This is a genomic window from Occultella aeris (genome assembly GCF_902703175.1).
Lineage (GTDB): Bacteria > Actinomycetota > Actinomycetes > Actinomycetales > Beutenbergiaceae > Occultella > Occultella aeris.
Window position 1 is genome coordinate 133,656 of record NZ_CACRYJ010000017.1, and the last position, 22,535, is coordinate 156,190.

Below are 22,535 nucleotides of genomic sequence, written 5' to 3' on the forward strand. Positions count from 1 at the left end.
CCCGACATGGCACTGACAGAGGTATTCACCGGAAACCACGGCACGCTCACCCTGGCCGCCGAGGACACCCCGGAGGGCGCCGACGCGTCCGCCGTGGTGGACACGTTCGCGATCCAGACCGTGGGCCGGCTCACGGACGTGCGGGTGTGCGTGGACACCGCGCTCAAGGAGTTCTACGAGGTCGGGCGCCGCCACCCCGTGTCCCTGAGCCCGGGCGACATCCACATCGCCGGCACGGTGGGCCGCGCGTACGTCAACGGGGCGCTGCTCCTGCTGCTGATGGGCCGCGGGTCAGCCCCGACGGCGGTGGCCGAGCCGTACGTGCAGCCCGCCTTCACGATCAACCTCGTGTTGGCGGACCCGGCGCACCCGGGCAACTCGCTCACCCTGGAGATCGCCGGGGTGAAGTTCGAGAACTGGCGCTACACCCTGCCCGAGGACGACTTCGTGGTGGAGAACCTGCGGTTCCGGGCGCTCACCATCCGCGTCCTCGACCGCGAGGGCGCCGGTGGCGGTGGCGGCGAGGCGCCGCCCACCGAGGTCGCGTTCGCCACCGAGTGAACGGAGCACTGCGATGGTACGGACGGCATTGACCGCCGAGGAGCTGCTGGCCGGCAGCGCGCTCACCCACGAGGTGACGTTGCCGCCCGGTGGCCCCACCGGAACCGTGACGATCCGCCCGCTGACCGTGCGCGACGTCCAGCTGGTGGCGCATGCCGCCGCCGGGGACCGCGAGCTGGCGGCCGGGCTGATGATCGCCCGCGCCCTGGTGGAGCCCGCGCTCACGGCCGAGCAGGCCGGCCGGCTGCCGGCCGGGCTCGCCCGGGTGCTGGTGGACGCGATCAATGAGCTGAGCGGCATCGAGACCCCCCGGGACCGGCTCGCCGAGCTCGTCCAGGCCCCGCTGGCGAAGGCGTGCTTCGTGCTCGCCGAGGAGTTCGGCTGGACCGCGGAGGACGTCGCCGGGATGACGATCGGGCAGATCCTGATGTACCTGGAGATGACCGGGCGGGCGGCGGAGGTCGCATGAGCACGGACCGGGTGCCGTCCACCGCCGGGAGAGTTGCTGCCTCCGGTGGTGGTGGCGTGCTGCCCCGGATGAGCGGCGTGCTGCCCCGGGTGGGCGGCACGCTCGCGCATCTGGCCGGTGGCGGCGGTCCGGCCGCATGGTGCCGGGACACCGCCCGCCTGACCCGGTCCGTCGACGTGCTCGACGCGCGGGTCGGCGCCGCCTGCGCGGCCGCGCCGGCGCCGCCTCGGCTCGCCGAGGGCCCCATGCTCGGCCGTACCCTCGCGCAGTGCGTCGCAGGCCCGGGCGGCGGCGGAGCAGACCCCGAGGCCGGGGGCCGGCGGGAGCGGTGGCGCCACTCGGGCGTTGATGACGACGGCGGAGCTCGCCGGGGGCGCGGCTCGTCGGGTGTGGTGGGTGGGTGGTCCGACGACCCGTTCGGGCCCGTCCGCGGCGGCGCCCCTGGCCGGCCGCACGGACCGGACCGGTGGACCCCGGGCGGCGCGGCAACCGGCTCCGGACGCGGGCCTACCGCCGGGGACCCCGCCCCCCCGGGTCCGGTCGCGCCGAACACCGGCGACCGGTATCCCGGCTCCGGAGCACCCGAGCCGCGGCGCCCCGGCGCCGAGGCAGGTCGCAGGCCCAGTGACCTCGGCCTGCCGCCGCCGGACGCGTGCCCACCGGCCACTCGGCTGCGAGAACTCGCCGGACCCGGCGACGCGGACCGGCGAACCGAACCGCTCGGGCCCGCCGGAGAGCGCCCTCGCCCGGCCCACCAACGCCAGCCCCGCCCAGCCCGGGAATCCCCGTCACGGTCCGCGACCGCCGCGAGCCACCTGTCGCCCGACCACGGTCTCGACCACGTGCTCGAGCGGGTCCGGGCGGGCCTCGCCGCGGCCGGGCTCGGCGCTCTCGTCGACCCCTCGACGACCTCGCGCCGACCGCTGCGCCGGGCCTCCGCGGAGGATGCCCTCGCGCTCACTGCGTCACTGACCCGTGGGGCGGGTCAGTGGCGCAATGCCTGGAACGGCACCGGATCTGGCGAGCCGGGACCCGCCGTCGGGCCGGCGCGTGAGCGCCGCGACCCACACCGCACGAGCGGGGACGACGACCGCCCGAGCACCTCCGCCGTCGGGCCGACGGAGGCCGGGAAGCCCGGTGCGCCGCTCGCCGGCCGGCCTGTGCCGGAAGGGCGTGAGGCGACCCCGCGGGCGCGGACCGCCGCCCACGGGCTCGATTCGCAGACGGAGTTCGCGATCGCACCAGCTCGCCCGGCCCGGCTGGTCCGGCTTGCCGGGGACGCGGAGGAGACCGAGGGTGGCGAGCACGGGTGGCCGGCCACCTGGCCGGATGGTCCGGCGACGGCCACCGAGAGCTCGGCGGCCCCTGGCGTCGGCGGGTCGGTGCCGGCCACCTCGGTGCCCGAGCTCGAGCGGCTCGTGGCCCGGATGCTCACCGACGCGGCCCGCCGGCACGGGATCGAGGCGTGAGATGCGACCGATGCTCGGCACCCTCGAACTGCCGCAGGTGCAGGACCTGACCACCAGCGACCTGCGCGCCGTCGCCGAGCACCAGGCCGTGGGCAAGGACGGGTCGATGCTGCAGAACCTCGGCCGCGCCGCCACCGGGGTGCGGGTGCGCGGGGTCGCCACGGACACCGGCGCCGCCACCCTCATCGAGGAACTGAAGGCGCAGGTCCGCACCGGGGAACCGGTCGCGTTCGTCGCCGACATCACGGCGGACACCTCCGTCGAGGAGGTCCTCGTGGACGACCTGCAGGTCCGTGAGCTGGCCGGGCGGCCGGGCGCGTTCGCCTACGTGCTCACCCTGCGCGAGTTCACCGAGCCCGTCGTCCCGGCGTCCACAGCCGCCCTCGAGGCGGACATCCTCGGCGAGGCCGACGACCTGCTCGGCGACCTCCTCGACGGGCTCGACATCACGCCGCCGTTCGCGACCGGCCTCGAGGCGTTCGTGACGCCGCTGACCGGCCTCCTCGAGCGGCTGCGCACGTTCCGGGAAGCCACCGGCGGCTGACCCCACCTCCGAACACACCGACGCAGGACCCACCCAGACGGGAGCCGATCATGGCCGAACCGAACCTCTTCGAGGAGCTCAAGGCGGTGCTCGCCGACTTCAAGTCGTTCCTCGACGACAACGTGGCAACCATCAAGCCCGCGATCCAGGCGATCGCGTCCCTGGTGCCGCAGGTCACCGAGCTCATCGACCTGCTCGTCGAGCTGATGAACAAGCTCAAGACCGAGATCCAGAACCTCGACGTGGGTGCCATCCCGGGCCTGGGCGAGGTCGCCGAGTTCACCGGGAAGATCCCGGCGTTCCTGGATGCCGCGAAGAAGATCCTGCCCGGTGAGACCGGTGCCATCGAGTCGATCGCGGACGTGGCGTCGGTGGTCACCGGGCTGCCGTCGGTGGACCAGGTCAAGACCGAGTTGCTGGACCTGATCACGGCGATCACCACCCACCTGAACTCGCTCAAGCCCTGAGCGAGAACACCAGGCGACCGCGGACAAGGAGGGTGAGCGATGGTGCGGCCCATGCTCGGTGAGCTCGAGCTGGAACAGGTGCAGGTGGTCTCCTCCGACGAGGACCACGCACTCGTGCGCCACCGCGTGCCCGCCCTTGAGGGGGACTTCCTGCAGGCCCTCGGGCGTCGCGGTGCCCGGCTGATGCTCACCGGGGTGCTCACCGCACCGGACACGAAGGAGCACCTGGCTGCGGTCCGCGAACGGTTCCACGCCGGTGACCCGGTCCCGTTCGTCTCCGACATCTCCGCCGCGACGTCCGTGGACCGGGTCATCGTCGAGCGGATGGACGTGCGCGAGGTCGCCGGCCGGCCGAGCGCGTTCGAGTACACGCTGGCGTTGCGCGAGCTGACCGACGCCGAACCGATCGACGTCGAGGAGGTGATCATCCCCCCGCCCCCACCGCCGACGGTCACCGACGGCAAGCTCGCCGTCACCGTGGTGGTCGAGGGTGACCCGGCCTTCGACATGGACCGGGTCCGGGTGAGCGTGGCCGGCACCACCGACGACGGCGCCGCCCTTGACCGGGTGCTCACGAACCGGATCCGTACCGACACCTGGTTCGCCGACCCGTTCCCGGCCGGCCAGTACACCGCGAGCGCGCTCGTCGACGACACCCGCAACCCCACCGGGCAGCACGAGGTGCTCACCGGGTCCGCGACGGTGCGGGTGGTCGAGGGGGCGACGGCGTCGGTCACCATCGTGCTGCGCCGCGGCGCGAAGATCGGCACCGTCTTCGTCATCACCTTCCACTTCGACAAGTCCTTCGTGGAGCCGTGCGAGCGGCACGTGCTCGCCCAGGCGATCGCGTACTCGGACGCGCACCCGGACGAGCGGCTGCTGATCGTCGGGCACACCGACCTGACCGGCGGCGACGACTACAACCAGTCCCTCTCCGAGCGGCGGGCCCGGGCCACCTACGCGATGATGACGTTCGGCTCGAACCCAGCGGCCGCCGTCGCCGAATGGGACGAGTTGCGCCGCACCCGGCCGTTCGGGACCATCACGACCGTCAAGGACACCTGGGGCACCCGCGAGTACCAGTTCATGCTGGCCGACCTCGGCCGGTTCTTCGGCAACGTGGGCGCGGACCCGGAGCTGACCGACACCGCCGTGCGGACCTTCCAGTCCGACCACGGCCTCACCCCGGACGGCATCGTCGGCGACGCGACCTGGCCGGTGCTGATCCGGGAGTACCTCGGCAACGGCCCGCTGAACCTGCCGACCGCCCGGCTGATGCCGAACGCGAGCGAGGGGTGCGACTCCGGGCCGCTGCGCTGGATCGGCTGCGGCGAGCAGGACCCGGTGCTGAGCACCCAGTCCGCGTGGCGCCCGAACCGGCGCACCGAGCTGATGTTCGTCAAGGAATCCGCGGTCCCGGCGCAGGTGCCGGAACCGATCACCCTCGACCAGGTGTCCGAGGGCGCGGGCGGCGGCGGCTGGTGCCTGGACGACGGCACCGCCACCGGCGTCGCCGACTTCGTGGTCCCGTGGGGCCAGCCGTGCCCCAGCCCGCCCCAGCCGAAATGGTGCCGCACCCCGGCCGAACCCGGCACCTCCCCCGTGGTCGGCCGGATCAGTTTCACCGACGGCACCCCGTTCGCGGACCGCCCCTACGTGCTGATGGCCGCCGACGGCGAGTACCTCGGTGGCGAGGTCGCCGTCACCTCGGCCGCGGCGCACGCCGGCACCCCGATCCGCAGCAGGACCGACGCCGACGGGAACTTCACCTTTCCCGGGGGCGTCGTCCCGGAGAAGGGTCCCGGCATCTACGTGATCTCCGTTGACGGGCCGTTCCTGCTCCGGACCGCGACCCAGTCCCTCGCCGACGTGCGCGGCAACGCCACCTGCTTCCGGTACGACGACACCCCGGCCGAGATCATCGTGGTGGACCGGGCCGTCGCGGACGTGGTCCCGGCCATCACCGGCCCGGACGTGGTGCTGGTGCGGAAGGTCCACACCAGCCCGGCCCGGCGTCCGGTGGTGCTGCGCACCCCCGCGTTCACCGGGTCCGGTCGCCTCGACCGGTCCAGCGACGTGGTCCGGTTCTTCGACGCCGCCGCGGGCGGCACCGAGATCACGTTCGACGGCGTGGACAACGTCTTCGACTCGGCCGCGCTGGCCGCCGGGGTCACCCTGTTCGCGGAGGGCCGCGCCGCGAGCGCCGCGACCGGGGACGTGGTGCTGACCCTCGCCGTGACGGTCTCCGGTACCCCCGGCCTGAGCCAGACCCATACGATGACAGCCGTCGAGGTGTTCCTCGACCTGCACCGGACCCGGACCGCAGCCGGTACCGCGCCGGCCACGCTCTCCGAGGCGGACAAGATCACCCCGGGACGGTTCGTCCAGGTGCAGGACGCCGGCTTCCACGCCGGCCGGGCGCTGATCACCGTGCGCCAGGCCCTGCCCGCGGACTTCACGGGCACGCTCAGCCTGGGCCGCCTGGACGCCAGGACCCGGTTCTTCGCCGCCGCCGACGAGGTGGCCGCAGCCGGGCAGGCCGAGGTCGTCGCACCTGTGCTGCTGCCGGCGGCGGGCGTCCCGGCGGCCGGCTCCGCGTTCTGGGTCGAGGGCGCCGCGGTCAGCGGGGCCCTGCGCGACGCCGTGCTGCAGCTCGGGGTGGACGGGGTGGATGCCGACGGCGACCGGGCCGTGCTCACGGTCGTCGAGCTCAGCAACCTCACCATGACGATCCCCGCCACCGAGGCGAACACGGCGCGGCTCGGGAACTCCCCGGTGCCGGCGCACGTGGTGCCCGGCCGCGCGGTGCCGGCCCCCGTGGACTTCGATGACAACCCGACCGCGAACCCTCCGATACCGCTCCTGGAGAACTGCGTCCGCGCGGACCGTCCGATCGAGTTCACGGTGGCGGTCCGGCCCCCGGGCGTACCGGTCATCTGGGACGCGCACCGGCTGCGGGGTATACCGGCCGCCGACGGCGGTGACGACGCCGCGGCGATCGTCGCCCTGTCCGCGGCCGACGGGCCGACCGTGACCCGGGACCCGGGCGACGCGCTGCGGGCCACGATGCTCGCGGACAACGTGGGCACGTTCGGGGTGCGCGCGTTCGTGGACGGCAACGCCAACGACGACTACGACGTGGGCATCGACCGTGAGCCGAGCATCGTCAAGACGGTGCTGCTCGGCCGGGTCACGATGTTCCTGGACAGCTGCATCGACCAGAGCGGCAGTTTCAACGTCACCCCGGTCGCCGGTGGCGGCATCAGCGTGGCCACCGGGGACCCGGCGTTCAACATCGCCATCCCGGCGACCGCGGCGATCCACTTCCTGGTGCAGGCCGACGCGGTCACGGGTGGGGCGAACGGGCGGCGCTCGGTCAACGCCTACCTCGCCGGCTGGATCAACAACGAGACCGCGCCGGAGGGGATCCTCGGGCGGTTCCAGGACGACTCGGTGGCCCCGCCCGCGGCCCACACCGACCTCAGCGTGGTCGCCTCGAACCGGGCGGCTGCCACCGGTGGGACCGCCGGGGCGCCGGTGTTCCTGCCCGGTGATCCCGCGCCCGTGCTCATCGCCCCGCCGACGCTCGACTCGGGGTTCGGCGTCGGCGCCGTGGGCATCGGCGGCGAGACGGCCACGTTCGGCGTCGGCGGGATCCGTAGGCGGACCGCGCTCCCCGTGGGTGAGCGGTGGATCGTCGAGGACATCGACTCACCCGGGGACAGCGAGCCCGGCGCCCACCCGGCCGTGGCCGCGGCCACGTTGCGCCGGTTCGTCTGGGGCCTGGACTTCGTCGCGACCCTCGGGATCTGGACGAACATCACGGGCGTGGTAGCGGCCACCGGGGACCCGGCCGACCGGGTGTACACCGCGCTCCTCCAGAAGCGCTGGACCCAGCGCGGGGAGTGGACCATCGACCCTGCCACCGGTGCGATCGCGGTCGCGGTGCCGCCGACCACCACCATCACCGGCACCACTCTCACGTCCCCGGCCGTGGCGATCGGGGACACCGCCATCGAGGTGCGGTTCCCGGCCGTGCTGGACAACCTTGCGAGGGATGCGCGCGCATGAACGAGCACGCCATCACCTCGGAGATCCTGGACGCGAGCACCATCGTCCAGGTGGTCATCGACGACGCCGACCTCGGTCCCTGGCGCGAGGGCGCGCCCGGCCGGCAGGTCCGCCGCGTCATCCTGGCCGTGCGGCTCGCGGATGTGCTGCGCGGCTCTGTGACGCAAGCGCCCGGCTCCGTGGTCACGCTCGAGGTGCACCAGGAGCGGCTCGCATCCGGCCGGCCGGTGGGTTCGGTGGGTCTTTGGTCGCGCGTGCCGGTCGACGTGGGCGCCCGCCTTCTGGCGTTCAGCCGGGTCGGCGGGGACCTCGCCGACGTGCTCGCCGAGGAGCACCTGCTCCGGCTCGAGGCCTCCGGGCCGGTGCTCGCCGACCTGCGGCTGGCGCTGTCGCTGCAGCGCGAACACCCGACCGCGGATGCGCTGCTCGAGCAGGCGGAGCGGCACCGCCGTGACGCCGGCGCTCTGTTCGCCCGGTACGTCTGGACGCTCGCCCGGGAGGCGTTGCGCACGAGCATCGACCGGTTCGACCGGCTCATGCGGGTGGCCGAGCACCCCGAGACCGACGTGCGCGCGCAGCGGGCCTACCTGGTGAACGCCTACCTGGACATGACGCAGGCCGCCGACTTCGACACCGCCCATCGGGCCCGCCTGGCCCGGGCGATGCTGCGGGCCGCCCTCGACCCCCACCTCGGTGCCCTGCGCTCGCACCTGCTCCAGGTGTTCGTGCCGAACCTGGTCCGGGCACCGGTGCCCGAACCGCTCAGCCCGGCGGACGTGTTCGGGGCCGTCCCCGAGGATCCCGCACGAGGCGACGACGCCGGGACTGCTGGCGCGGGCCCCGGTACGACCACGGCAGACGTGACCGCCGTCGACGTGACCGCCGTCGATGGCGCTGGCCTGCGCGTCGCGGTGCTCGCCGCCCTTGACGACGCCGATCCGGCCACCACCAGCCCCGCGCTGCGGGACTGGCTGACCGGTGGGGAGGACTGAGCCATGCTGCGACCGGCCTACCGGCTCACCGTCGGCGACCAGGTGATCGACACCACCGTCGAGCCGAAGGCATCCACCGTCGTCGAGATCGTGGTGCGCTCGGACCTGGGCACCCCGGCCGACGAGGTGACCATCGTCGCCGGCCAGGTCGGCGCCCTGACCGCCGTCCCCGGCGCGGACGCCCGCGTCGAGCTCGGCTACTCCGACGCCGACCCCGCACTGGTCGTGTTCACCGGCACCGTGGTCGCCGTCGAGCCGGATCTGCGCACCACCCGGATCATCGCCCACTCCAAGGCCGACGCGCTGCTGCGCACCAGGATGGAGCGCACGTTCGAGGACACGACCGCGGGGGACGTGGTCCGGGCCCTCGCGGACGCCGCCGGCGTCCCGGTGGCGCGGGCGGACGCCGGGCCGAGCCTGCACGCATACGTGGTGGACGGGCGCCGGGACGCGTGCCGGCACGTCCGCGACCTCGCCGCCCTGGCCGGGGTGGACACGTATTTCACGCCCGACGGCGAACTCGTCTTCGAGGCGTTCGGCGGCACCAGATCGGTGCACGTGCTGCGCTACGGCGAGCACGTCCTGGAGGCGGACCTGACCCGGATCCGGCCGGTCGCCGGGACCGTCACGGCGTTCGGCGAGAGCCCCGGCGGCTCCCGCGGTGACGAGTCGTGGGCATGGCTCACGAAGGACTTCACGTCCTTCGCGGGCACGTCCGGAACCGACGCGCCCACCCTGCTGCTCGAACGCGGGTCGCTGCGCACGGCGGCCGGGGCAGCCACCGCCGCGAAGGCGCTCGCCGAGCACCTGGCCGCGACCGCCGTCACCGGGCGGGTCCGGATCCAGGGCCGCCCGCAGCTTGCCCTCGGCGCACTGGTGCGCCTGGAGGACTTCCCGGACCGGCCGGGCGCCGGGGTTCCGGACGGCAACCACCAGGTGAGCGCCGTCGAGCACCGCCTGGAGAAGACGCACGGCTTCACCACCGACGTGTGGCTGCGCAGCCTCGTCGGCACTGCCGGCGCGGCCGCGGGAGGTGCGCCGTGACCACCATCGTCGACACCATCGCCGCGATCGTGCGGCACGAGCTGGCCGCGGTGCGCAGCACCGAGCTCGGTGTGGTCGAGGCCGTGTACCCGCACACGAGCGCCGACGACGACGACAACTACGGCGTGGACGTCGCCCTGAAGAACTCCGGCCTGCTGCTGAAGCGCGTCCCGGTCGGCACCGGGCACGTCGGCACGGTCGGCATCCCGAACGTCGGCGACCTGGTGCTCGTCGCGTTCGACCACGGGGACGTGAACGCCCCTCTGGTGATCGCCCGGTTCTATGACGACGCGGACCGGCCGCCGCGCTCCACGACCGACGAGATCGTGCTCAGGCTGCCCCTGGACGCCGACGACGACGCGAGCGTGCTCGCGGCGCTGCGCAACCACCCCACCGACGACCCCGCCCGGGAACTGATCATCGAGATGCCGCCGAAGATCACCGTGCGGATCGTGGACGGCACGGTGACGGCGACCGCCGGGCAGACCGAGCTGCGGCTCGACCAGTCCGGCGCGAGCGGCGGCACCGTGCAGGTGAAGTCCGGCGCCACCACGGTCACCCTCGACCAGGACGGGGACGCCACCCTGACCTCGGCTGCGTCGGTGACGCTGCAGGCCTCGGGCGACCTGACGCTGCAGGCCGGCGGCTCGATCGCCCTGGACGCCGGCACCTCCCTGACCGCCCGGGCCGGCACGACGGCGGAACTGGCCGGTGGTCTGTCCGCGACGGTCCGCGGGGGCACCGGGGTCACCGTGCAGGGCGTGTCGGTATCCATCAACGGCCTGACCAGTTTCGGCCCATGAGCGAGCAGAAGGAGGTGCGGACATGCCAGGAGCACCCGTGAGCGTCGGCGCGAGCGTCATGGTGACGCCCGGCGCGGCCGGCGCTCCCGACACCGGCACGATCATCGCCGTGCTGCCCCCGGTCATCTCGGCGAGCGGACTGCCGCTGGCCACCAGCGGGTCGATCTGCGTCATGGTCAACTCCGTCACCGGCGTGCCGTATCCGCTGGTCATCGGCACGGTCGGCACCAGCACGGGCGTGCGGGTGGGCGGGCGCGGGCTGGTCCGCACCGGCGACCGGATCCCCTCCCCGCCCGGCATCCTGCTCGTGATCGGGCCACCCGCCACGACGGCGGTGACCGACGGGTGGCCGCCGTGATCGCGCGCGTGCCGGCCGGCGCGGCCCGCGCCGGCCGCCCCGGCGCAGCCACCCCGGACCCGGACCGCACCGAAACAGCAGAGAGGAGGACCCGATGAGCATCCCCACCGCCGAACGCGAGGCGCTCGCCGGGACCGACCTGCGCCTGGTCGGCGACCTGCTGACCGCCGCCCAGCGCGAGCGGGGCGAGGACCTACGCACCGGGCCCCGCCCGCAGCTGCTCGAGCCCGGTCAGCCGGACCCGGGCCACGACCTGCTCCCGGTGACCGGTTGGGAGAACCTCGAACAGGCGCTGCTGCTGCGCTTCCTCACCGAGGTGGGCGAGCTCGGCCACCTCGGCCACCCGACCTACGGCAGCCGGCTCCACGAGCTCATCGGCGAACCGAACACGCCCACCACCCGCAACCGGGCCAAGCTCTACGCGCTGCAGGCGCTCGCCGAGGAGCCGCGGGTGGAGCGGGTCGCGACGGTCACGGTGACCACCGACCCACGTGACCCCACCCGCCTCGAGGTGCGCGCCGCCGTCGTCATCATCGGCACCTCGACCGAGCTGAACCTCGTGGTCGGCGTGCCACTCAGTGGCATACCTGGAGGTGCATCATGAACGAGGACGTGGTCAACCTCGTCAACCGGCCGTACGGGGACCTGGTCGGGGACATCCTCACCTCCGTGGTCGGCGGGGTGGTGAACGAGCCGATCGTGTTCGACCTCAAGATCGGCACGTACCCGCTCGCCGAGCCGGCCGGTGGCATCCGAGGCATCACCGGCACCTCCGGCGGGGCGCCACGCACGTTCCTGCTAGCGATCGACTTCACGTTCAGCGGGACCGCGACGAACAGCGTCATCTGGCTCGAGGACGGCACCCACCCGGACGACGAGTCCACGTTCTACGTCGACTACTTCCGCCTGGACACCCGTTCCCCGCTCTCCGACATCAACGTCGGATCGGTGACCCGCACCCTGACGGAGGCCATCGGGCGCGAGATCGCCGTGGTCTACCAGCAGATCAACCTCGCCTATCTCTCCGCCTTCGTGGACACCGCGACGGGGACCTCACTGGACTACGTGGTCGCGATCCTCGGGGTGACCCGCAAGAACGCCGAGTTCGCCGAAGGCCTCGCCACGTTCTTCCGCGCCGCGGGTGTGGACGGCAACATCAACATCCCGGCCGGCACCCGGCTTGCCACCGCAGACGCGAAGGTGTTCACCACCACCCAGCCGCGCACCCTGCAGACCGGGCAGGTCCGCATCGACGCCCCGATCCGCGCGGACGTGGCGTTCGCAGGGGACGACGGCCTCGTGGCCGCCGGCGCGATCTCCGAGATGACCCAGCCGATCGCCGGCATCGAGAACGTCAGCAACCTCGACCCGACCATCCGGGCCGCCGCGGACGAGACCGACGACGAGCTGCGCACCCGCGCGAAGGCCGCGCTGCGCTCGCTCGGCAAGGCCACCCTGGCCGCGCTCGACCGGGTGATCCGGGAGGGCCGCGGCACGCCGGTGGAGTTCTTCGACCCGAACTCACCGCTCGGGTCCCGCTCCGAGCCGGGCACGGTGACGGTGGTGGTCGACGCCGAGCCCGAGCGGCTGCCCGCCCTCACCGACGCCGTGCACGCCACCCGCGCCGCCGGGGTGGCGGCCACCCTGGTGGCCCGGTACGTCTTCATCACCCCACGGGTGCGCGCGAGCATCACAGCGGGCCTGTCCGGCCCCGGGCAGGAGCAGGTCCGCGCGGACGTCGTGGCCGCCGCCGCGGCGTACGTGGACGGGCTCACCCGGGGCGAGGCGGCCGACGGCGCCAGCCTGCTCACCGCGATCCGCGCCGTCCCGGACGTCCTGGAGGCGACCATCGTGGACGTCGTGGTCGCCCGCGCGGACCTGGCCGGGCCGGAGGGCGACGCCGGGCTCGTCGACGCCCTGGTGCAGGCGGTCCAGCTGCTGCCGGACGGCTCCGACGACGCGGCCCTGCGCGCCGCGCTGGCCGCCTCGGTGGCCACGGCCGGGGTGAACGCACCCACCACCGGCCGGATCCCGGACCGGTCCCTGCTCGTCTCCACGGCACCCGACCGCGCCGGCGAACCGGCGACGGACGCCGAGATCGAGGCCGGCGCGTTCGCGGTCCGCGCCGAGGTCTCCGGTGAGCAGTGGTGGATCGCGCTCGACATGACGCCCGCCGACGTCGCCACGGAGGACGCCGATGCCTAAGGCCGATCGCATCCTGGCGAACCTGCCACCCACCTTCGCGGTGCGGGGCGACCCGAGCGCGCTCCGGGCCTTCACCGACGCCAACGGCGGGGAGCTCCAGTCCGCCGAGAACTCCCTGATCGCGGTGATGCGCGCACACTGGGTGACCTTCGCCGACGCCGGCGAGACCGCGATCACGGACCTGGGCCTGTTCGCCGCCCTGTACGGGCTGGCGCCGCGCCCGGACGAGAGCGTCGAGGAGTTCCGTGAGCACCTGCTCGCGTTCGTGCGCACCCACCTCGAGGGGACCGTCACGGTGCAGGGCATCCTGCGGATCACCGCGGAGGCCCTCGGCCTGCACATCGAGGACGCCTCGCTCGACGCCTGGTGGGACAGGGCACCGGGGGACCGCACCACGGGTGTCACGGACGTGCTCACCACGAGCGCGCCCCGGAGTGCCGACGCCGCCACCGCGGTGCTTGGCATCGGTGCCGCCCGGGTCGCCGGGCGGGACGCCGCCCCCGGCCGGCTCGTCGGCACCGTCGACCTCGCCGGCGGGATCGACCTCACCGGCGCGCACACGCTCTGGGTGGCCCTCGACGACGGCGGTGCGATCCCAGCGGACCTGACCACCGGCGTCGCGGACCCGGCGAGCGCGACCGCAGCGGAACTCGCAGCCGCGCTCGACGCGGAACTCGGCGCCGCCGTCGCGACGGTCGAGGCCGGCCACCTCGTCCTCACCTCCCACACGACCGGGCCGGGTTCCGCCGTCGCGGTCGAGGACGGCCCGGAAGACGCCGCCGAACTCGTGCTCGGGCTGGCGCCCCGCCGGTACACCGGCGCCGGCTCACGCCGTGCCACGATCACCGGCCGGGCGGACCTGTCCGCCCCGGTGGACCTACGCGTGGCCCGGTACCTGCGGATCGTCACCGACGCCGACCACGTCGCCGAGGTGGACTGCGCCGCAGGTGCGGCGGACCCGGCGGCGGTGGACGTCGCCGAGATCACGGCGGCGATCAACGGCGGCGCCGGCATCCCGGTCGCGACCGATGACGGCGCCTTCCTGACCCTGACCTCCCCCACCGTCGGCGCGGCCGGCTCGATCGCTCTGACCGAGCCCGCTGCCCAGTCCGCCACCACCACCCTCTTCGGCTCGGCGCCGCTGCTCGCGGTCGGCACCGACGCCACCCCGGCCCGGGTGGTCTCGGGCCGCGCGATCGGCTCCGGCGTGGACCTGCGCGGGCGCTCGCAGCTGCGGCTCGGCCTGGACGCCGACCCCGCCGTCACCCTGGACGTGGCCGGGCTCGACCCGGCCGCGACAACCCCGAACGAACTGGTCACCGCGATCAACGAGGGCCTCGGCACCGAGTGCGCCTCCCACGACGGCGCCCGCCTGAGCCTGGCGTCCTCCTCCGAGGGCCCGACCGCGGTACTGCGCATCGAGGAGGTCGCCGGCGACGCCGCGCTCGACGTGCTCGGCCTGCGGCCCCGCTCCGGTCGCGGCACGGCGCCGGTCACCGCGAACCTCACCGGCACCGCGGACCTCGCCGGTGGGCTGAGTCTCTCCTCCCGGAACCTGATCCGGCTTGCCGTGGACGGTGGCGAATCGGTCGAGATCGACCTGCGCGCCGGGGTGGCGGACGTGACCGCCGCCGGCGTCGGCGAGCTCGCGGACGCGGTCAACGCCGCCCTCGGAGCCGAGGAGGACCCGGTCGCCGGGGACGACGGCGCCCACCTGATCCTCACTTCGCCGACCACCGGTGCCGCGGGATCGCTCGAGGTGGAGCCGATCGTCAGCACCGTGCGGCGCCGGTTCGTGACCCGGGCCCGGGTCCTCGACGAGGCCGCGACCACGGTGCTCGGCTTCACCGCCCGCACCGCCCACGGGCTGCCCGGCACGTCCGCGCGCCTGGCCACGAGCACCGACCTGTCCGGCGGGATCGACCTGACCGGCGGCTCGTTCCTGCGGGTCGTGGTCGGCGACTCCGGCGCCGTCGAGGTGGACTGCGCCGGGCCGCGCCCGCGCGCGACCACCGCGGCGGAGATCGCCCAGCACCTGGCCGACGGCGTCCCCGGGCTGCAGGTCAGCACCGACGGGCGCGCGGTGGTGCTCCTCGACCCGACGCAGGGCGCGGCGTCCCGGGTGGCGCTCGAACCGCCGCATCCGCTGGACGCCGCCGATCAGGTCCTCGGGGCCGCCGCCGTCGGGTCCGTCACCGGCACCGGGCCGGCCGGCGTGCACTTCACCGGCACCGTGGACCTCGAGGCCGGGGCGCCGCTGCCCGCCGACGCGGCGCTGCGGCTCGGGGTCGACGGCGCCGCGCCCGTGGACATCCCGCTCGGCGACGGCACCACCGCGGCTACCCTCGGTCTGGCCCGGATCTGCGCCCAGATCAACGTCGCCCTCGGCGCCCCGGTCGCCGCCCACGACGGCGCCCACGTGCTGCTCACCTCGCCGACCGTCGGCGGCAACAGCGCGCTGGTGATCGAGGCGCCCACCGCAGGCACCGACGCCACCCCGGCGGTCCTCGGCATCCCCGCACCGCGGACCTACACCGGTCTGGCCGCGACCGCGGCCCGGGTGGTCGGCACGGTCGACCTCACCGGTGGCGCGGACCTGGGTGCGCGGCACCTGCTCCGACTGCGGGTCGACGGCGGAGCACCGGTGGACGTCGACCTCACCGCTGCCTCGGGTGCTCCGGGCGGCGGCTCCGGTCCGGGCGGTGCCGCTCCAGTCGACCTCCCGGCGATCAGCGCCGCGATCCGCGCGGCCACCACGGCCGACGCGGCGAGCGTGCCGATCCCCGGCGGCCTCGCGCTCGCCCTGACCTCTCCGACCACGGGACCGACGAGCCGGCTCGAGGTGAGCCGCGCCGAGGTCGGCGACGCCGCGCCACTGCTGTTCGGCACCACGGGCCGATCGGTGACCGGCACCGACCCCGCTCCCGCCACGATCGAGGGCGAGGTGGACCTGCTCGCACCGGTGGATCTGGCCGAACGCTCGGTGCTGCGGCTGCGCCTGGACCACGGCGAACCGGTCGACGCCGACCTGGCCGGGGTGACGCCGTCGGCCACGCTCGGCGCCGAGATCGTCGCCGCGATCGAGGCGGTGGCCCCCGGCGTGGCCGCGCTCGGCCCCACCGACCGGCTCCTGCTTACGTCCCCGACGACCGGGCCGGGCGGCGCCGTCGAGGTGGTGCCGACCCGTCACCTGGAGGTGGTCGAGTACCCGCCCACCACGGACACGGTGACCGCGGCCCTCGCGCACGGCGGGGTGCTGGTGTTCTCCTCGTCCGGCTCGGCGGACGTGCCCGGACGGGTGCGCGTGGACTCCCCCGGCGGCGTCCACGGACCTCGGCTGACCGACCCGGCCGCCGGATGGTCGGTGCACGTGGACACCACCGTGCCGGCCCGCGGCGAACTCGTCCTGGAATGGGCGCCGGACGGTATCGGCGCACGGGTGCGAGGACCATCCGGGTGGCACCCGGTGGACCCCGCCCTGATCCACGTGAGCACCGGCGGCGGGCACGGCACGCTCAGTCCGCTCACCGTGCGCCGGGGCCGGAACCGGTGGAGTTGGACCGAGTGCGACGCGGCCCGGTTCGACGAGGCGATCTTCGACGAGGACTTCTTCGCCGGTGGCCCCTGCGTGGAGGACGCGGTGTTCGACGTGAGCCGGTTCTCCCCGACCGCCGTGCCGGCCCGGTTCACGGCGACGGCGGACCGCGCCGCGAGCGCGCACGTGAGGGTGACCTGGGACTCGCACACCGCCGGGGCGTTCGAGGTGAACCTGCCCGCGGACCTCGACCCCCGGTTCGGGCGCGTCTTCGGCGAGGCACGGTTCGGCGCGGCCGAGCCGGAGCTGATCGCCGGGGTGGTGACCGAGCCGCTGGGCGACGACGACAACGTCATCACCCGGGTCAACGCCGAGTCCGCCCTGATCGAGTGCTCGCCGGCGCCGACCGTCCCGATCGGCTGGCGCGCCGTGGCTCTCCCGTTCCGGGAGCCGGTACACCTCAGTCTCGGCTCCCCGACCCAGCCGGCCCGGATGTACGTCGGGGGACCGGGACTTGCGCCCGGGTTCCTCGAGGTCCGTGCGGCGGATCCGGGCGCGTACGGCAACGACATCAGCGTGTCGATGCGCGTGGTCGGCCCCGAGATCTACGACGTCACCGTGCACCTGCCCGGTGCCCGCTTCGAGAACGCACGCGCCGTGGTGGCCGGACCCGAGCCACCCACGCTCGCCGAACGTCTGCTCGACCCGACCCCGATCGGGGTCGGTACAGCCAAGGCGGCCGGGATCCGCGCCGTCGTCACCAGGGACCGGGCTCGCTTCGGTGGCCCCACAGTGCCGGCAGTGCCGGATCGACCCGCAGAGGAAGGATGATCATGACCGAGACAGCACCCCCGTACGTGACCCAGGAGCCCGGCGATCTCGTCACCGCTGACGCATGGAACACCATGCAGGTGAAGATCCATGAGGACATCCGAGCGCAGGCCGCCGCGGCCGCAGAGGCGATCACCCACGTCGCGACGGCCGACGACGCCCACCACGTGGGCGGCCTGGACATCGCCGCCCTGACCGAGGAGGTGGCCCGCCGGGTCCTCGACGAGGTCCGTGAACGCACCGGGTACCAGCAGCTGTTCAAGGTGCTCAAGGGCGGGGACATCACCGTCATCGAGCACGAGCTCGGCACGCCGCCGCTCGTGGACCTCTACCAGCTCGAGTACTTCGAGGTGGCGGCCCGGGAGGACGACGAGACCCGCGCCGCGTTCGCCACGTTCTACCTGTGCCAGGCGGAGGAGCGCCGGGTCCGGGTCCCGAACAACTCCGGTGGCCGGCGCGCCATCGACATCCAGCCACCCGACGGACCGGACGTCGGCATCCCGTTCAAGGACATGCTCACCCGGTACCAGGTCTCCTACACGGACACCTCCAACCTGGACGACCTCGAGACCGAGTTCTGGCAGGCGTTCTTCGCGGCCCCGAACGACCGGTTCAACGACGACCAGTACGCCCGCTCGCCCTGGTTCGAACGCTGCTGCAAGGAGCAGCAGACCGTGAAGCGGCTCAAGGACAACGGGGACTGGGACGACATCCTGTTCATCAGCCACCCCCGCAAGACGGTCAACTTCGCCGGACTGAACGTGATCGGCAATGACGGCGTCCGGCTCCTCCCACGGCCCGCGAACGTCGGTGTGCAGCACCTCGACAACAACCGGACCGCCCTCTGGTTCGTGCCCCCGCACCGCGCGGACGACGGGCCCGAGTCCCGTGCGCGCGCCTACATCAACGACCCGAGCCAGCCGGTGCTGGACCCGGACCAGGACCTGCCCGGCAACGACAACATCGGCCGGTTCGAGAACGAGTTGAAGCTGATGGTCCTGCTGAAGGTCTGAGTCCCGACCGGCTCACGAGTGGAGGTCACCATGCACGTGCAGGCACGGCACACCGGTGCGCTGCTGCCGTTCGAGCGGGACCGGCGCCTGGTGCTGCGCCGGCTCCCCGTGGGCGCCGTGCTCGGCCGGGCCACCCTCACCCTGACGCCGGTCAGCGCCGACGCCGATAGCCGGTTCCTGGAGTCGCTGACGTTCGGCGCCGGGACCGGACCGGGTTCGTGGGGGGCGTCGAAGGTGGTCGGCACCGGCGCCCTCGAGCTGGACCTGCGCGCCCGGCGCCGGCTCGCGTCGCTGACCGGCAGCGGGCTCGCCGGTGCGCCGCTGCTGGTGGATCTCGGCGGCGGGTTCCTCGGGCTCGATTCCAACGGCGGCTTCACCGACGGCCCGGCGTTCGAGCTCTCGAACGCGACCGAGCTGCCCGGGGTGAGCGTCACCGGGCTGCGGGTGCCCGCCGGCGGGGTGGACGTGTCCGTGCTGCGGGTCGCCTCCCCACCGAGCAACCTCACGCTCGCCGTCGCCGGCGGTCCGGTGTTCTGGTCCCACTTCGGGGACCTGACCGCCTCCCTCACCACACCGGACTTCAGCGAGGTGGTGACGGCCCTGCTGCCGGGCCTGCCGGTGGCGAACGGCGCGCACGTGCTCGAGCTCGTGCTGCACTCGGACTCGATCGCCCGTCTGGACGTGACCCTCGACGTCGAGTTCACGCTCGCCGTCGCGGCCGCGCAGGTGCGCACCGTGCGCGCGCAGTACGCGTTCGACGGCGTCCCGTCCGACGGCGGAGGTCGCCTGGTCGTCGCGGTACCGGCGGGCGCCGTGGTCGCCGGCACGACCGGGCAGGTGCTCGGCGCGTTCTCCCCGACCCAGGTGGTGCACGGGCCGGTGACCGCGACCGCGGCGGTCGACCTGGTCGCCGTCGAGGCCGGCGGGTCGCTGGCTCAGCCGCTGCGGCCGGCCGCGCCGCTCGTCGCGACGTCCGTGGACCTGCTGGTGACCTCCGTCTCCGCGCAGGCGAGCCTCGCCGTCGGGCTGTTCGCCGACGACGACGGCAAACCCGGCCGCACGGCCCTGCTCCCGCGGCCCGCGGAGCTGGTCATCAACCGGGACACGGCGGGCGCACCGACCTGGCTGAACGTACCGCTGCCCGGGGAGCTGGAACTGGCGGCCCGCAGGGTCTGGCTGGTGGTGCAGGCCACCGCCGGGCGCGCCGCGTGGAGCGCCGCACCGGGGCCCGCCGACGAGAGTGGGCTCCCCGGCCCGGCTCTGCAGCAGACCCGCGACGGCGGACTGTCCTGGCGGGCGGTCGACGTTGCCGGTGCGGCCGGTGCTGTCGGTGCGGGAGGTGCTGCGGGTGCCGTCGGCGCGGCCGGGATCGGCGCGGCCGCCGCCCTGCGGCTGCGGCACACGACCACCGGGTTCCGGATGCCGCTGGAGCTGCGCGCGGGCGGTGGCGGGCAGGAGGTGGCGGTCTCGCTGCAGCGGTTCGCCCCGTCCGGCGCCGTGGACTTCTCGCTGGACTTCCCGGAGGTCGCCGACGCGCTGAACACCGCCCTGGCGTCCGCCGGCGGCGGTCCGGGCGCCGGAGAGGAGATCGCGAACGGGGATTTCGGGCAGTGGTACCGGGTGGGGCAGCAGCCGGCCGAGACCGGGCGCCTGCCCGGGGCGCCCGATGTGGCCCAGGACCTGGCCGTGGTCGCCCCGGACGGCGCGGAGGTGTTCGTGGTCGGCCACCGGTTCGTCGACGACGCGCCGGTCGTCGTCCTGACCGCCTACGAGACGTACTCCCGCCGTCGGCTGCTGCGCACGGACCTCGTCGCCGGCGAGCCGCTCGCCGTCGCGATCGACCCCGGCGGGCGGCGGCTGCTCGTCTCGATCGACGTGCGTCGGGGCGTTGGCCTGTCCTCCTCCAGCGTCACGCGCGGCGCACTTGTGGTCGTCGACGTGGCGACCGGGCGGCCCCTCGGTGAGCCGATCGTGGTGCCGGACCCGGTGACGCACCTGGCCCCGGCCGCCGACGGCCTCGGCGTCTACCTGGCCGGCGTGACGAGCACCGAGTCCGGGCGGCGCACCGTGGTCCGGCACCTGGACTGGGCCCTGCTCGAGGCGGCCGCCACCGGGGGCCCGTTCCCCGCGGACGCCGTCGCCGACGACGTGCCCGGCGTGCCGGTCGCGCTGGCCACCGGCGTCGACGGCCTCGTCGCCGTGCTCACCCGGACCCCGCCGCCGTCGTCGGGCGCCGACCAGGTCACGCACCTGTTCGTCTACGACGACCGTGCCGCCGTCGGCGTCGGGGACCGCCGCGAGGCCGCGCCGGACGTCGTCGAGGGCGCCCGCGGCGTCGCGTGCGCGCCGGGCCGGGTGCTGGTGCTGACCGCGGCCCAGGTGCGCTACCTCGACCCAGGGAACCTCCAGGTCGGCGCACGGGTCGGCGTCGGCGGGCCGAACTCGCCCGCGAGCGCGCTCGCCCTGGACGCCACGGGTGGCCTCGCCGTCGTGGTGGGCGCCGATGCGGTCACGGTGCTCGACGTCGCCGCCCGGCGCACCAGTGCAGGCCGCTACGACCTGGGCGGCGACGGTGACCCGGGGGTCGCCGTCAGCCCGCCCGGCACCCATGCCGTGCTCACCCGACCGTTCGCCGACGCCGCCGTGCTGATCACGATCGGCGACCCGGTCCCGGTGGAGTGGGAGCTGACCGCCGGTCAGGTGCGCCCGATCGCACTGCCGACGGGGCGGCTGATGGCCCTGATCGGGGACCGGCCGGCGTCCTTCGGGCGTGCGCCGACCCCGGCGCCGGCGCCCGTCCCGGCACCGGGGCCCGGCCTGCGGCGGGCGGCAGTGGCCGGCGCCGCGATCCAGTCGGCGCTCGCGCAGGTTGTCCCGGTCATCGGCGGCGCCCGATACCGGTTCACGTTCGACGGCGTCGCGCTGGTCGAGGGGGCCAGCGCGCAGGTGCGCTGGATCGGGGACGCCTGCGGCGTCGAGCGGGTGGACCGGGTGCCGGTGAGCGTGTTCGACACCGCCGACCGATCCGTCCTGGAGCGGGTCCCCCATCACGAGGCCGTCCTCACCGCGCCGGCCGGCGCCCGCAGCGCCGAGGTGCGCTTCCATGCTGCCGAGTCCTACCTCCTCGTCGACGACGTCAGCCTGGCCGGCTCCGCGGACGTGGCCGGGAGCACCTGGAGCCCGGTGGGGTCAGTGGCGTCGGTGGCCCTGACGAGCACGCCGACCGACGGCGGGGCGACGTTCACGAACGGCGGTGCGGCGCCGTCGGAGCTCGCGCAGCTGGTCGGCGTGAGCGCCGGGGACACCTACGAACTGACGTTCCGGGCGGTCACGACCGGCGCCCCGGGAACACGGCTCGAGATGCGCTTCGCCGACGAGACGACGGCCGCCGTCGGGCAGTCCGTGGTGCTCGAGGTGGACCAACTCGACCTGGACGCCCACGGCGCGACCGGCATCGTCCCGGCCGGCGCCGTGGAGGCGATCCTCGCGATCGTGGTGCCACCGGGCGCCGCGCTCACGCTCACCGACCTGCACCTGCGGCTCGGCTCGCCGACCGAGGTGGAGGTGTACCTGGCCTCCGAGGCCCCGGGCGAGGTGAGCCTGACCGGGGTCGGCGTGGTCCTCGAGGAGGGACCGACCGCACCCGCGCCGGTGCCGCCGGAGGGGCTCTGCCCGCCGACCCCGCCCGGCTCGGGCGAGGACGGCACAGCCTGCTACTGCCGCGGTTGCGGACGGACGGCACCGGTCCCCCGCGCGCCCCAGGCCATCTCGACGGCGGGGCGGCCGGTCTCGGTGGGCATCTGCACCTCGTGCGGCACGGGCCTCGTGCGTACCGGTGGGCGGGTCGTCGGCCGGGCCGGCGGGCAGCCGAGCGCGGTCGCGCTCCCGACGTTCCGGCTGCCGGCCCGGACCCCCGCCACCGGCCCGGCCCTGGTCGCGGAGGTCGTGGTCGAGGCCTCCCTCGAGGAGGTCGATTTCATCGGTCCGGCCCGGGCCGCGGCGCTGGTGGCCGCCGGGGTTCCGGACGTCGTCGCGCTCGCCGCTGCCGACCCAACCCTGGTCGCCACCCTGCCCGGGGTCTCTACGACGCTGGCCCCGCGGATCATCGCCGCCGCCGCCGCGCTCGTGCGCACCCGCGGCAGCCGGGTGCTGCTCGGCCTCTGACCGACCCGC

The 22,535-nt window shown here is 74.5% G+C and carries 15 protein-coding genes; all 15 read left to right on the plus strand.

What is annotated here, in order from left to right; translation table 11 throughout:
- Positions 1-6 precede the first annotated feature (6 nt).
- Positions 7-561 (plus strand): hypothetical protein, encoded by a 555-nt coding sequence (locus tag HALOF300_RS06320; RefSeq protein ID WP_154792433.1) that lies wholly within the window; start codon positions 7-9, stop codon positions 559-561.
- Between the two features lie 13 nt (positions 562-574).
- The gene (locus tag HALOF300_RS06325) at positions 575-1,030 is read left to right on the plus strand and encodes a hypothetical protein (protein WP_156740099.1); all 456 of its coding nucleotides are present in this window, start codon (positions 575-577) and stop codon (positions 1,028-1,030) included.
- Positions 1,027-2,499 (plus strand): hypothetical protein, encoded by a 1,473-nt coding sequence (locus HALOF300_RS06330; RefSeq protein WP_156740100.1) that lies wholly within the window; start codon positions 1,027-1,029, stop codon positions 2,497-2,499. The genes HALOF300_RS06325 and HALOF300_RS06330 overlap by 4 nt, the downstream gene beginning before the upstream one ends.
- A gap of 10 nt (positions 2,500-2,509) precedes the next feature.
- Positions 2,510-3,043, plus strand: coding sequence for a hypothetical protein (locus HALOF300_RS06335; protein ID WP_231955098.1), 534 nt, complete (start codon positions 2,510-2,512; stop codon positions 3,041-3,043).
- A 50-nt stretch (positions 3,044-3,093) separates the two neighbouring features.
- Positions 3,094-3,510 carry a hypothetical protein gene (locus HALOF300_RS06340; RefSeq protein WP_154792429.1) on the plus strand — a complete coding sequence of 139 codons (417 nt, stop codon included), beginning with the start codon at positions 3,094-3,096 and terminating at the stop codon, positions 3,508-3,510.
- A 39-nt stretch (positions 3,511-3,549) separates the two neighbouring features.
- Complete coding sequence (locus HALOF300_RS06345; RefSeq protein WP_231955099.1) at positions 3,550-7,581, plus strand: peptidoglycan-binding protein; 4,032 nt, start codon at positions 3,550-3,552, stop codon at positions 7,579-7,581.
- Complete coding sequence (locus HALOF300_RS06350) at positions 7,578-8,573, plus strand: hypothetical protein (RefSeq protein ID WP_156740102.1); 996 nt, start codon at positions 7,578-7,580, stop codon at positions 8,571-8,573. The genes HALOF300_RS06345 and HALOF300_RS06350 overlap by 4 nt, the downstream gene beginning before the upstream one ends.
- 3 nt (positions 8,574-8,576) lie before the next feature.
- Positions 8,577-9,617 (plus strand): hypothetical protein, encoded by a 1,041-nt coding sequence (locus tag HALOF300_RS06355; RefSeq protein WP_156740103.1) that lies wholly within the window; start codon positions 8,577-8,579, stop codon positions 9,615-9,617.
- Positions 9,614-10,420, plus strand: a complete 807-nt coding sequence (locus HALOF300_RS06360) for a type VI secretion system Vgr family protein (RefSeq protein WP_156740104.1) — start codon at positions 9,614-9,616, stop codon at positions 10,418-10,420. The genes HALOF300_RS06355 and HALOF300_RS06360 overlap by 4 nt, the downstream gene beginning before the upstream one ends.
- 22 nt (positions 10,421-10,442) lie before the next feature.
- A complete protein-coding gene (locus HALOF300_RS06365) occupies positions 10,443-10,778 on the plus strand; it encodes a hypothetical protein (RefSeq protein ID WP_156740105.1) in 336 nt (111 codons plus the stop codon).
- A 94-nt stretch (positions 10,779-10,872) separates the two neighbouring features.
- The gene (locus HALOF300_RS06370; protein WP_156740106.1) at positions 10,873-11,382 is read left to right on the plus strand and encodes a GPW/gp25 family protein; all 510 of its coding nucleotides are present in this window, start codon (positions 10,873-10,875) and stop codon (positions 11,380-11,382) included.
- A complete protein-coding gene (locus tag HALOF300_RS06375; RefSeq protein WP_156740107.1) occupies positions 11,379-12,983 on the plus strand; it encodes a baseplate J/gp47 family protein in 1,605 nt (534 codons plus the stop codon). The genes HALOF300_RS06370 and HALOF300_RS06375 overlap by 4 nt, the downstream gene beginning before the upstream one ends.
- Positions 12,976-17,349 (plus strand): hypothetical protein, encoded by a 4,374-nt coding sequence (locus HALOF300_RS06380; protein WP_156740108.1) that lies wholly within the window; start codon positions 12,976-12,978, stop codon positions 17,347-17,349. Before HALOF300_RS06375 ends, HALOF300_RS06380 begins: the two co-directional genes overlap by 8 nt.
- A gap of 2 nt (positions 17,350-17,351) precedes the next feature.
- On the plus strand, positions 17,352-18,362 hold the full coding sequence (locus HALOF300_RS06385; RefSeq protein WP_156740109.1) for a hypothetical protein: 1,011 nt from the start codon (positions 17,352-17,354) through the stop codon (positions 18,360-18,362).
- A 30-nt stretch (positions 18,363-18,392) separates the two neighbouring features.
- A complete protein-coding gene (locus HALOF300_RS06390; RefSeq protein ID WP_156740110.1) occupies positions 18,393-22,526 on the plus strand; it encodes a helix-hairpin-helix domain-containing protein in 4,134 nt (1,377 codons plus the stop codon).
- The last annotated feature ends 9 nt before the right edge of the window (positions 22,527-22,535 follow it).